Annotated in this window: 13 protein-coding genes; 4 read left to right on the top strand and 9 right to left on the bottom strand. The window is 70.7% G+C overall.

Going from position 1 to position 11,804, the window contains the following annotated elements; all coding sequences use genetic code 11:
• Positions 1–38: 38 nt before the first annotated feature.
• The gene (locus AB0959_RS01730) at positions 39–1,148 is read right to left on the bottom strand and encodes an SDR family oxidoreductase (protein WP_366824213.1); all 1,110 of its coding nucleotides are present in this window, start codon (positions 1,146–1,148) and stop codon (positions 39–41) included.
• A gap of 192 nt (positions 1,149–1,340) precedes the next feature.
• Here AB0959_RS01730 and AB0959_RS01725 point away from each other — a divergent pair, with 192 nt between their 5' ends.
• Both AB0959_RS01725 and AB0959_RS01720 read left to right on the top strand, forming a co-directional pair.
• Positions 1,341–2,762: a zinc-dependent metalloprotease gene (locus AB0959_RS01725; RefSeq protein WP_366824212.1), complete on the top strand. Its 1,422-nt coding sequence runs from the start codon at positions 1,341–1,343 to the stop codon at positions 2,760–2,762.
• On the top strand, positions 2,759–3,280 hold the full coding sequence (locus AB0959_RS01720) for an NUDIX hydrolase (protein ID WP_366824211.1): 522 nt from the start codon (positions 2,759–2,761) through the stop codon (positions 3,278–3,280). The genes AB0959_RS01725 and AB0959_RS01720 overlap by 4 nt, the downstream gene beginning before the upstream one ends.
• Positions 3,281–3,334: 54 nt before the next feature.
• Here AB0959_RS01720 and AB0959_RS01715 read toward each other — a convergent pair whose 3' ends face one another.
• The 4 genes from AB0959_RS01715 to AB0959_RS01700 all read right to left on the bottom strand — a co-directional run bounded on the left by AB0959_RS01715 (position 3,335) and on the right by AB0959_RS01700 (position 7,296).
• Entirely contained in the window at positions 3,335–4,090 is a 756-nt protein-coding gene (locus AB0959_RS01715; protein ID WP_366824210.1) for an AIM24 family protein, read from the bottom strand.
• A gap of 16 nt (positions 4,091–4,106) precedes the next feature.
• The gene (locus AB0959_RS01710; RefSeq protein WP_366824209.1) at positions 4,107–4,787 is read right to left on the bottom strand and encodes an AIM24 family protein; all 681 of its coding nucleotides are present in this window, start codon (positions 4,785–4,787) and stop codon (positions 4,107–4,109) included.
• Positions 4,788–4,798: 11 nt separating this feature from the next.
• The gene (locus AB0959_RS01705; protein ID WP_366824208.1) at positions 4,799–6,514 is read right to left on the bottom strand and encodes a TerD family protein; all 1,716 of its coding nucleotides are present in this window, start codon (positions 6,512–6,514) and stop codon (positions 4,799–4,801) included.
• 185 nt (positions 6,515–6,699) lie between these two features.
• The gene (locus tag AB0959_RS01700; RefSeq protein WP_366824207.1) at positions 6,700–7,296 is read right to left on the bottom strand and encodes a M48 family metallopeptidase; all 597 of its coding nucleotides are present in this window, start codon (positions 7,294–7,296) and stop codon (positions 6,700–6,702) included.
• Positions 7,297–7,546: 250 nt separating this feature from the next.
• Here AB0959_RS01700 and AB0959_RS01695 point away from each other — a divergent pair, with 250 nt between their 5' ends.
• The gene (locus AB0959_RS01695; RefSeq protein ID WP_366824206.1) at positions 7,547–8,749 is read left to right on the top strand and encodes a ThiF family adenylyltransferase; all 1,203 of its coding nucleotides are present in this window, start codon (positions 7,547–7,549) and stop codon (positions 8,747–8,749) included.
• A complete protein-coding gene (locus AB0959_RS01690; RefSeq protein WP_366824205.1) occupies positions 8,742–10,088 on the top strand; it encodes an AarF/ABC1/UbiB kinase family protein in 1,347 nt (448 codons plus the stop codon). Before AB0959_RS01695 ends, AB0959_RS01690 begins: the two co-directional genes overlap by 8 nt.
• A 9-nt stretch (positions 10,089–10,097) precedes the next feature.
• Here AB0959_RS01690 and AB0959_RS01685 read toward each other — a convergent pair whose 3' ends face one another.
• The 4 genes from AB0959_RS01685 to AB0959_RS01670 form a co-directional block, all read right to left on the bottom strand.
• Positions 10,098–10,322, bottom strand: coding sequence for a hypothetical protein (locus AB0959_RS01685; protein ID WP_366824204.1), 225 nt, complete (start codon positions 10,320–10,322; stop codon positions 10,098–10,100).
• A 129-nt stretch (positions 10,323–10,451) separates the two neighbouring features.
• A complete protein-coding gene (locus tag AB0959_RS01680; RefSeq protein WP_366824203.1) occupies positions 10,452–10,775 on the bottom strand; it encodes a hypothetical protein in 324 nt (107 codons plus the stop codon).
• Complete coding sequence (locus tag AB0959_RS01675; protein WP_030038270.1) at positions 10,772–11,140, bottom strand: WhiB family transcriptional regulator; 369 nt, start codon at positions 11,138–11,140, stop codon at positions 10,772–10,774. Before AB0959_RS01675 ends, AB0959_RS01680 begins: the two co-directional genes overlap by 4 nt.
• 174 nt (positions 11,141–11,314) lie before the next feature.
• Positions 11,315–11,641: a hypothetical protein gene (locus tag AB0959_RS01670; protein WP_366824202.1), complete on the bottom strand. Its 327-nt coding sequence runs from the start codon at positions 11,639–11,641 to the stop codon at positions 11,315–11,317.
• Between the last annotated feature and the right edge of the window lie 163 nt (positions 11,642–11,804).

The following is an 11,804-nucleotide window of genomic DNA, read 5'->3' as shown; positions in this document are numbered from 1 at the left end:
CGTTGTTCTGTCCACAGGCGCTCCGCGCCCACAGTGGCTCAGCGCCGCCGCGCCTTCCGGGCCCGGCGGACCAGGGCGGCCGTACCCAGCAGTGCCACCGTCGCACCCGCGGCACCCGCCGCCGTCGCGTCCTTGCGGCCGAGCCGCCGTCCGGCCACGGTGTGCCGTCCCGAGACCTCCTCCAGGAGTTCGGCGAGGACCTCCTCGTTGGTCCACTGGGGCCGCCAGCCGGCGTCGTGGAGGCGGCTGCCGCTGACCACCCAGGGGTACATCGTGTACGCCAGGTCGCCCGCCGGGGACGGGGTGAGCCCGATGCGGTGCAGGCGTGCCGCGGCGCCCAGCGCCACCGTGGACGGCAGCTCCATCCGGCGGATCCCGCTGAGCTCCTCGACCTCCTCCTGCTCCAGCCACCCCTCGCACCCGACGGCCAGCTCGCCCTCGGCCTTCTCCAGGACGGCGTACTCCAGGGCACCGCACAGGTCCTCGACGTGACAGAACTGCCAGGCGGGTCGCGACCCCGCCACCACGAGCAGTCGAGGAGACTCGAAGTACCTGGTCAGCGCCGTGTCGGTGCCTCCGACGAGCACCGCGGGACGCACAACGGTGACATTGAGGCCCGGATGGGCGCGCGGCGCCCTCCGCGCGAGCCTCTCGATCTCCAGCAGGTCCCCGACCCCGGTCGCCTCGGCGGTCGCCCGCAGCTCGGCGTCCTCGGAGAGCGGCAGCTCGTTGTCCGGCAGCGCCCCGTACACCATCGCGGACGTGCACAGCACGACCCGGTGGACGCCTGCCGCGGCCGCCGCCGTCAGGACGGTCTGCGTCCCTCTGACGTTGTAGGCGGTCCGTGCCGCGGCGTCGGTGCCCAGGTCCAGGTCGACCGCGAGGTGCACGACGACGTCGGCCCCGCGCAGCTTGTCGGCGATCACCGGGTCCCGTACGTCCAGGACGTGCCACTGGGCGCCCGCGCACTCACCGCGCCGCTCGTCGATGGCGATGACCTGCTTGATCCCGTCGGACGCGGCGAGCCGTTCGGTGAGCATCGCGCCCACCCCGGACGCGGCTCCGGTGACCGCGACGACTGGCCCGCGCACGGCCGGGCTGGTTGAGTGGTTTCGCGTTGCGCGAACCTGCGGATCTGGGGAACTCACCGGGCGTCTCCAGCGGTTGTCTTCAGTACGTACGCGGGTGACGGGTACGTACCAGGTGGCACCCATCCTGCCGCAGGCCGGCCGTCGGCGAAGCATCGAGGCCCGAACCGGCTGTGGTGTCTACGCTGGGTGGTGTTGTCGGGCAACCGCGCCGCCGGAGAGAACCGGTGGCCTTACCAGCCGAGGAATCCCGTGAGTGACACCCCATTCGGATTCGGCCTTCCGCCGGAGGAGCCGGACGACGGCGACGAGGGCAAGAAGAAGGACCAGCAGAGCGGTGGTGGTCAGGGACCGGCCAACCCGTTCGGTTTCGGGTCGCCCGGTGCCGGAGGACCGGGCGCCGACAATCCGCTCGCCGCGATGTTCGGTTCCATGAACCCCACCGACCTGGGCGCCGCCTTCCAGCAGCTGGGCCAGATGCTCTCCTACGAGGGCGGCCCGGTGAACTGGGACATGGCCAAGCAGATCGCCCGCCAGACGGTCTCCCAGGGCACCGCCGACGGCACGAAGGACTTCAGCGTCGGTCCCGCCGAGCGCTCCGCGGTCGAGGAGGCCGTGCGTCTGGCCGACCTGTGGCTGGACGACGCGACGTCCCTGCCGTCGGGCGCGGGCTCCGCCGTGGCGTGGAGCCGCGCGGAGTGGGTCGAGGCGACGCTGCCGGTGTGGCAGGAGCTCGTCGACCCCGTCGCCGAGCGTGTCGGCGCGGCCATGGGCGACGTCCTGCCCGAGGAGATGCAGGCCATGGCGGGCCCGCTCATCGGCATGATGCGCTCCATGGGCGGCGCCATGTTCGGTACGCAGATCGGGCAGGCCGTCGGCGTGCTCGCGGGCGAGGTCGTCGGCTCCACCGACATCGGCCTGCCGCTCGGGCCGTCCGGCCGGGCCGCGCTGCTGCCGGTGAACGTGGAGGCGTTCGGCAAGGACCTGGGCGTGCCCAGGGACGAGGTGCGGCTCTACCTGGCCCTGCGCGAGGCCGCCCACCAGCGCCTCTTCGCGCACGTGCCGTGGCTGCGCTCGCACCTGTTCGGCACGGTCGAGGGCTACGCGCGCGGGATCAAGGTCGACACGGCCAAGCTGGAGGACGTGGTCGGCCAGTTCGACCCGCAGAACCCCGAGGAGCTGCAGCAGGCACTCCAGCAGGGCATGTTCCAGCCCGAGGACACCCCGGAGCAGAAGGCGGCCCTGGCCCGCCTGGAGACCGCTCTGGCGCTCGTCGAGGGCTGGGTGGACGCGGTCGTCCACGCCGCCGCGAAGCCTCGCCTGTCCTCCGCGGACGCGCTCCGTGAGACGCTGCGCCGCCGCCGTGCCACGGGCGGTCCGGCCGAGCAGACGTTCGCCACGCTGATCGGTCTGGAGCTGCGCCCGCGCCGGCTGCGCGACGCCTCCCGTCTGTGGGCCTCCCTCACCGACGCGCGCGGTGTCGACGGCCGGGACGCCCTGTGGGCCCACCCGGACATGCTGCCGAACGCGTCCGACCTGGACGACCCGGACGGCTTCGTGCACCGCGAGCAGCTGGACTTCTCCGAGCTGGACAAGATGCTCGGCGAGGCCGCGGGCGGCTCCGCCGGGAAGCCGGATCTGAACAAGAAGGACGAGGACGACGACACCGAGTGAGCCTCTACGACGACACGGTCCTCGTGCTGAAGGAGTACGAGGACCAGGAGGACCTTCGCCAGGCTTACCTGGATCATCTGGAAGCGCACCCGGACGGCGTCTGGAAGTCGTGTCACGCCGGGCACATCACCGCGAGCGCGCTGGTGATCGACCCCGAGCACAGCCGTGTGCTGCTCACGCTCCACAAGAAGCTGCGCATGTGGCTCCAGATGGGCGGCCACTGCGAGCCGGGGGACACCACGCTGGCGGCCACGGCCCTGCGCGAGGCCACGGAGGAGTCGGGCATCGCGGGGCTGACGCTGCTTCCGGGCGGCCCGGTGCGTCTCGACCGGCATCCGATCCCGCCGCCGTGCCACTGCCACTTCGACGTCCAGTACGCGGTGCTGGCCCCCTCGGGCGCGGTCCAGGAGATCAGCGACGAGTCGCTCGACCTGCGCTGGTTCGGGTACCACGAGGTGGCGGACGTAGCGGACGACTCGGTGGTGCGCCTGTTGGACGCGACGCGCGCCAGGCTCTGATCCGGTAAGGGATGACCGCCTGGCGGTCATCCCTTACCGGATGCTCGCGCGAGCTCAGTTCCAGACGTTGCCCTGGTTCTGTCCACGGGCTCCCTGCTGGCCCATGCCGTACTGGGCGGCCAGGCCCGAGCCGATCTGGGCGTTCTGCGGCGGGAGCAGCTCACTGGGCTGGACGAGGATGAAGCCCTGACCCATGAAGCTGAGCTCCCAGCCCTCACCCGTGTTGCCGCGGCGCCGCCACACTCCCGAGGAGTGGGTCTGGGCCTGCATCTGGACCCGCAGCGACGTGGACCAGGCCACGATGGCGTCGGCGTCGCAGTTGACGTACCTGTCCGGCGTGACGTGCATCATCAGGGGCATGCCCGAGGTCATCAGGGCGACCTTGCCCCGGCCCGAGATGTTGAGCTGGTACTTCCCGGAGCCGGAGATGCCGTACAGGCTGTCCACGGCGATCACCTCGTGGTGCAGCGAGGAGTCCATGGCCAGGACGTAGCTGCTGTCGACGGTGAGGCCCTCGTGGTCCACGTCCATCACGTGCACGTGCTGGGCGAGGTTGGCGAAGTAGACCGTCCCCTGCCCGTGGCAGCGCATGAGGTCGAGGCCCTCGCCGGTGCGTGCCCGCGAGCGCCGCTGGTTGTTGCTCTGGTACTCGGCGTCGAACTCGACCAGTCCCTGGTAGGCGACCATCGTGCCCTTGCGCGCGAGGATGTCGTCGTGCCCCTCCAGGGCGACGCGCAGCATCTGCTGGTTCTGCAGGCTCCAGCGTTCCTGGGTCTGCTGCTCGTTGTAGCCGAAAATCGGGCTCTGCATGGTGTGTCGCTCCCCCTCAGCCCCGGACTCGGATGCGGTCGGTGCTGTCCTCGCTGGGCTGGACGACGACGATGCCCTGCCCGGAGAACGCCATCTGGTACGCCTCGCCGCTGCCGCGTCCGATCAGCGACTGCGCCTTGAAGCTGCGCTTGCCCTTGACCTTGAGGTTCGGGGACCAGGCGACCAGCGCGTCCGGGTCGACGTACGTCTCGTCCTCACCGCCGCCGCAGTCGACGACGATCGGCTTGCCGCGGGAGGTCAGCGCGACCCAGCCCTGGCCGGAGATCTTCGTGTTCCACAGGCCCTGCCCGGCGAACTTGGCGAGTCCCTTGACGCGCTCGACTCCCCACGTCAGGTGCGCGTCGAAGGCGAGCAGGTTCGTGGCGTTGACGGAGATCGCGTCCCCGTTGAGGTTGATCACGACGACGTTCGCCCCGTAGTCGGCGAGGTACAGCAGGCCGTCGCCGGAGCACTTCATCAGGGGCGCGCCCTCGCCGGTGGCCCAGTCCCGTGCGATCTGCCGTACGGCGGGCGGGTTGGGCTCGTACTGGACGAACCCTTCGTAGGCGATCATCGAGCCCACGCGCGCGAGGAGGTCGTTTCCGGTCTGCATGGCGACCTTGAGCATGTGGTTGCCGTGGTTCTCCATGCGGGCGGTGACGGGTGCGGGAGCGAAGCCCGCGAGCGGCTGGTTCATGACGGGCTCCCTCAGACCTCGTACGGCTGGACGACGATGAAATTGCCGGGCGCGCCGCGGAACTGGAGGTTCACGCTCTCGCCGGTGTCCCCGGGGTAGGCGTTGCGGCGCATCCGCACCTGGCTGGAGACGATCACCTGGGAGGCCGCGGACCAGGCGACCACGGCGTTGCAGTCGGCGAACGTCGTGGGCGTCACGGGCAGCACGACGGGTGCTCCGTGCGTCTTGACGACGATCGTGCCGGTCCCCTGGAACTGCATCGTGAACAGCGCGCCCCCGGGGATGCCGTGTCCCTCGACCCTGCGCACCTCGTACTGGAGGGTCTCGTCGAAGGCGAGGACGTTCTCCGCGGAGACGCAGATCGCGTCGCCCTGGAGCTCGATGGGGTGCAGCATCGTGGAGTTCTCGGCGAGGAACACCTGCCCCTTGCCGGAGCACCGCATCAGCTGCATCTCCTGGCCGGTGGCGTTGCCCACGATCCGGCCCGCGAAGCCCGCGCCCTTGTAGCTGAAGTCGACCTTGCCCTGGTAGAGCACCATGCTGCCCTGGCGGGCGAGTACGGCCTGGTCACCGCTGACGCCGAGGTCGACGCGGACGAGCCTCTTGTTCTGCTGGGTCCACCGCTGCCCGGTGGGCGTCTCCTTGAACTTCTGGAGCGCGGCGGCCACTCCGGCACCGCCCTGCGGGGCGCCCTGGGGAACGCCGTACTGCGACGGGGCGGCGGGAGCGCCAGGGGCACCGGGCTGACCCGGGACCTGGCCGTAGGGCGGCTGCTGGCCGTAGCCGGGGGGCGCGGCCGGGGGCTGCTGGCCGTAGCCCGGAGGCGGGGCGGGCGCCTGAGGGGCCTGAGGCTGGCCGTAGCCGGGCGGCAGAGGCGCACCCGGGGCGGGCTGCTGGCCGTGACCGGGCGGGTTGGGCTGCCCGTACGGCGGGGGTGGAGGCGGCGGAGGAGGCTGGACTCCGCCTCCCGGAGGGGTGTTCATGGGCGCGACGATGGTGGGCTGCGCGTGCACCGATGGCGTGGGTGCGGGGGCCGGGGGCGGCGCGAAGCCCTGCGCGGGCTGGGGCGCGGGGGCCGGGGCGGGCGCGGGAGCTCCCGATGCCGGAGGCGCGAACGCGGGCGGCGCGGCGGCCTGGGCCGGCGGGGCGAAGCCCGGTGCGGCACCGGACTGCGGCTGCTGCGGGGCCGCCGGCTCCTCCTCGGCGACCTCACCGCCGAAGTTCTTCAGCAGCGCGTCCAGGCCGCCGTCGAAGCCCTGCCCGACGGCGGCGAACCGCCAGACGTCCTTCAGGTAGAGGTCACCCAGCATCACGGCGCGTTCGGTGGAGAACTCGGCACCGTTGAACGAGTACCTGGCCACCTCCTCGCCGCCCGCGACGATGCGGATGTAGCCAGGGGCGATCTGCGACATCTGCCCGGAGCCGTCGATGGTCGCCGTGAACGACAGCTTCTGGATCTGCTGCGGGATCTTGTCGAGCGTGACGCGGAAGGACTCCGTGTCACCTGCCTGGGACCCCAGCAGCTGGATGGATTCCTCCGGGGACTTCGGCTGGTTGAAGAAGACGAAGTACCGGTCGTCCGAAAGCCGTTCGTCGGCGTCCAGACCGAAGCAGCTGATGTCGAAGGTCAGTCCGGGGGCCGAGATCTGTACGCCCACGTACAGATCCGTTCCCGCCGTGAGGTCACTGATCCTGGCCTTGTGGCCGCGTTGGAATTCCCTGGCCATGCGTAACGACCGTCCCCCATCCCGAATGCGAGTGCGTCGCGCCAGGCTAACGGCAAAATCCGACAATGGACGATGCCGGTACAGACCCGGTACACAACGCCCGCTTCCGGGCCGCTTCCGGGCTGCGTCCGAGCCGCTTCCCTTACGGGCTCGCGCACGCGCGGTGGCCGGTTTTCGTCAGTCGGTCACTCGTCGCCGCTGGTGGGCGGGTGCGGCAGCCGGTCGGCCGCGACCACTCCTTCGAGGTAGCCGCGGGCGCGCTCGGTCCGTGGGTAGGCGTCCAGCAGCCGCCAGAAACGGGGGCCGTGGCCGGGCACGAGCAGGTGGGCGAGTTCGTGGACGAGGACGTAGTCGACGACGTAGTCGGGCATGCCCTGCAATCGGTGCGAAAGGCGGATGCTGCCCTCGGACGGAGTGCACGAGCCCCAGCGCGTGTTCTGATTGGTGACCCAGCGGACCGACGTGGGCCGGGCGCGGCCCTCGAAGTACTGCAGTGACAGGCGCTCAGCTCGCTCGGCCAGCTCGGTGTCACCGATGCGCCGCTTGCTCTCCTGCGCGGCGAGCTTGTCGAGCATGACGGTCACCCAGCGCTGCTCCTCCGCCTCGGACATGCGGGCGGGAATGAGTACGACGGTGCGATCGCCCTCGCGGTACGCGGAGACCGTTCTGCGCCGGCGCGCACTCCTGCGGACCTCGATCGCGCTCGCCCCCGAGCCGCTCGGCGGCTGGCTCGTCGTGCTGCGTTCTGGCTTTCCGGCACGGTGCAGTGGGTCGGCGGGCACGCCCCGACGTTACCCGTTGCACAGGCGGGAAGTCCCGACTCCGGAACGGTTCGATGCCGATCGGCGCCCCGAGAGCTGGATTTGTACGACTAATACAGCGGCCTGTGGACAACTCTCGACACGGAACGGCGAGAGCCCGGCATTCTGACGTTCGTCGGCGAAGCGGACAGAAGACATGGCCCGACCGAGGCTGTGGTGTCCGCACACCCGTCGACACACGGGGACACATCTACGGCTACGGGGGCCGATCATGCATCCGATGGTGAAGCCCGCGCTGCGGCGCGGCTGGCGGGACCTCAGCACCGTGCAGTTCGGGATGGCACCGGCGCACGCGATGGTGCTGGGCCCGATGGACATGGCGACGGGCAGCTTCCTCGCCCTGCTGGACGGAACACGCGGCCTGCCGCTCCTGCGCGACGAAGGACGCCGGATGGGTTTGCCCGACGGCCATGTCGACGGGCTGGTGGAGCGGCTCGCTCAGTCGGGCCTGCTGGACGACGCGACGGGAGGGGGCCCGGACGCGGACGACCTGCGACAGAAGGACGCGGTCGTGGACCGTCTGCGTCCCGACCTCGCGGCGCTCTCCCTCGTCTCCCCCGAGCCGGGCGGCGCGATGGGCCGCCTGGCCACCCGCCGCTCCCTGCGGGTGCAGGTGCGCGGTGCGGGCCGGGTGGGCGCGGTGCTGGCCTCGCTCCTGGCGGGCGCGGGCGTGGGCGGCGTCGACGTGCTCGACGGGGGCCGGGTGGAGCCGTGGGACGTGGCACCGGGCGGGCTGCCGGCCGACTCGGTCGGTGAGCGCAGGGCGGATGCGGCGCGCCGGGCGGTACGAAAGGCCGCGCCGGATCGCCCTCCACGGACCACCAGGTCCGGAGAGGACCCCGGCTTCTCCCTGGTGATCCTCGCCCCGCGCAACGGTGTCGACATCCACGCGCCCGACCCGGTCACCGCCGAACCGCTCATCGCCTCGGGAACGCCGCACCTGTATGCGGGAGTCGTGGAGGGGACGGGTGTGGTCGGCCCGCTGGTCCTGCCGGGCGAGACCGGCTGCGCGGGCTGTCTGGATCAGGGACGCACCGACCGGGACGGGTGCTGGCCTCGTCTCGTCGCTCAGTGGCGCTCGGGCAGACAGCGTCAGACGGAGGCCTGTGACCTGACCCTGGCCTCCGTCGTGGCCGGACTGGCCGCGGGGCACGCGCTCGCCTTCCTGGACGGTCGGGTACCGTCCAGCGCGGGCGCACGCTGGGAGGTGTCCTCCCCGGGGCTCGACTGGCATTCCAGGCCTGTGTGGGCGCATCCGGCATGCCCGTGCGCGGCCGCGGAGAAAGGTAAGGAGGAACACACCTCGGAGGACGGGGGGTCACACGAGACAATGGCGGGGCAACAGCGGTCAACGAGCTTGTCCCGCACAGCACACGCAGCACGACGGTCCGGGACTTGGAGGGCGCATGTCTGATCTTCCCCGCAAGGCGGTCACCCGTACCGCCAAGCTCGCCGCGCTCCCACTCGGATTCGCCGGGCGGGCGACGTGGGGGCTCGGCAAAAGGATCGGCGGGAAGTCGGCGGAGATCGTCGGCCGTGAGCTGCAACAGCGCACGGCGGAGCAGCTGTTCAAGGTGCTCGGCGAGCTCAAGGGCGGCGCGATGAAGTTCGGGCAGGCCCTGTCCGTCTTCGAGTCGGCGCTGCCCGAGGAGATCGCGGGGCCGTACCGTGCGGCCCTGACGAAGCTCCAGGAAGCGGCACCCCCGATGCCGACGAGCACGGTGCACTCGGTGCTGCGGGAGCGGCTCGGCGAGGACTGGCAGGAGCTGTTCCTCCAGTTCGAGGACAAGCCAGCCGCCGCGGCCTCGATCGGTCAGGTGCATCGCGCGACCTGGCACGACGGCCGTGAGGTCGCGGTCAAGGTGCAGTACCCGGGCGCGGGCGAAGCCCTCCTGTCCGATTTGGGCCAACTCAGCCGGTTCGCCCGCCTTCTGGGTCCGCTGATCCCGGGCATGGACATCAAGCCGCTGATCACGGAGCTGCGCGACCGTGTGTCCGAAGAGCTCGACTACGGCTTGGAGGCTCAGGCCCAGGAGGCACACGCGGCGGAGTTCGCGGACGACCCGGACGTCCTCGTTCCGGCCGTCGTCCACCAGTCCGAGCAGGTCCTGGTCACCGAGTGGATCGACGGCACACCGCTGTCGGAGGTGATAGCGGACGGCACCCAGGAGCAGCGCGACCGTGCCGGCCAGCTGCTCGCGCGGTTCCTCTTCTCGGGCCCCGCCCGCACCGGCCTGCTGCACGCGGACCCGCACCCGGGCAACTTCCGCCTGGTGCCGGACGAGAAGAGCGGCTGGCGTCTGGGCGTTCTCGACTTCGGCACGGTGGACCGCCTCCCGGAGGGGCTGCCCTCACCGATCGGGGACTCCTTGCGAATGACGCTCGACGGCGAGGCCGAGGCGGTGTACGAGCTCCTCTGCGCGGAGGGCTTCGTGAAGGAGACCGTGGAGCTGGAGCCGGACGCGGTCCTCGATTATCTGCTGCCGATCATCGAACCGGCCCAGGCCGACGAGTTCACCTTCACCCGGGGCTGGATGCGTACTCAGGCGGCCCGCATAGCCGACCCGCGCTCTCCCGCTCACCAACTGGGCAAGCAGCTCAACCTGCCTCCGGCGTACCTGCTGATCCACCGGGTGACGCTGAGCACGATCGGCGTGCTGTGCCAGCTGGGCGCCACCGTCCGGCTGCGGGACGAGTTGGAGGAGTGGCTGCCGGGGTTTCTGCCGGAGCAGCAGCAGGCCGCGGAGGCGTGAGCGGCTGCCTCACCACCAAGCCGAGTCCAGGCGCCCTTCGATGGCTCTGAGGTTCGCCCGGGCGCAGCTGTCGCAGAAGTAGTGGCGGGTGCCGTTCTCCATGGAGCACGTCCATGTGGGTTGAGGGGCTTCGGCCGAAGTGCCGCACTGCGCGCAGACGACGTGGGGGTTTTCCGCGGTGTCGGGCCGCTGCACGGAGCCGCTGTTGTCGCTGTCCCCGGAAGGATTCGTCATCCGGTGACGATATCCGCCGTGTCCGACGGGCGTGGGCGCAGCGCACAGCGGGGGCCGGCCCGTTCGGACCGGCCCCCGTTCAGGTACTGCTTCTGGTCGGTGCCCGCGTGACTGCGTGCCTGGCGTCGGCTACTGCATCACGGCCATGGCGAGCGCACGGCGAGCCCGCATCGAGGCGCGCTCGGCGCGGCGCTGCATCCGCCGGGCCATCGCCAGGCGCATGGCCCGGCGTTCCTGCTCTGCCTCCCGCAGTCGGTCGTGCATATGCGCACGAGCCAGGGCTTCTGGGATGAGTTGCATCTCTCGGGTCCTGTTCTGACGCGAGCCCGTCGCGCCGGTGGTGGTGAAGTCTGGAATCGCGGAGCCTGTGGGCTCGTTGGTGGACGGCTTCATCGGGGCCTGCTTCTTGGGGTCGTGCGTGAGGGGACGGTCGATCGTTCCTAGGGTGTTCATGCCGTGACCGGGTTCTTGCGCGGGCGGCCACGCGGCCGCTTGCGGGCCACAACGACACCCTGGACGAACAGCTCGCCACCCCAGACGCCCCAGGGCTCACGCCGCTCTTTGGCGCCGGCGAGGCAGGCCTCGACCAACGGGCAGGTGCGGCAGAGGGACTTGGCGTACTCGACGTCCGCCGGCGACTCGGCGAAGAAGACCTCCGGGTCGTAGGAGCGGCAGGGGACGGGTACGCCGAGGTTCTCGATGGCGTCGTCGAGCGCGGTGAGCGCAGTGAGCGGGGTCAAGGTGGAGTCCTCCGTGAGGCCGGGCGGGGGGATCGTTTCGGAAGGCGGTACGGACGGGGCGTGCGCTTCGAGTTGCACGGTTCGTCTTCCTCGTCTGGTCGTTCCGGCCGGTTGGCCGGGTGGCGGCTGGTACCGGGTTCTTTTCTTGTCCCGAGGCCCCTTCGCTCTGTCGTCCCCGGTCAGGGACAAACAGAAGGGCCGCGGATCCCGGGTGGGGTTCCGCGGCCCTGAAGGCGCCGGCCTGATCGGCGATCAGGCTGGATCACTCCAGGGGTCTGGCCCACGGAAGGCCCACATCGTGTGGTGCTGCGTCGTCTGCTTCGGGGATCCGGCACCGGTGGCCGCCGCAAAGGCATAGGCCTGCGCCTGTGCCACTACTGCTGCTTCCAGTGCCTTGGTCGGTCGCTCATTGCGCTCGCGGACGGGGAGACCCGCGTGAGACACGGAGGACGCCAGCCGGGCGGCAGGGATGCCGGACAGGCCGGTGCCCAGGTTCGAGACGCCGAGCATGCACAGGGAGACGGCCGAGCGATCGGTCAGTTTGACGATGCTGACGGTGCTGGTGTTGATGCTGATCACTGGACTCGCCTCCTCTCGGCGTCTAAGGGGATCGAGATGAACCCGATCCGACGGGTATTAAGTACAGCACGGAACCGGTGCCTCGGAGAAGGCCGCCGTTCCCGTGCCTAAGAACCTATGGGGATTGCTGGGGCATGCGCAAACTATTTTTTCGACGAGTTGG

Origin of the sequence: Streptomyces sp. NPDC046862 (assembly GCF_040704615.1) — a bacterium.
Taxonomy (GTDB): Bacteria; Actinomycetota; Actinomycetes; order Streptomycetales; family Streptomycetaceae; genus Streptomyces.
Note: the sequence above shows the minus strand (reverse complement) of the source record. Positions and strands in the feature narration are given on the sequence as shown.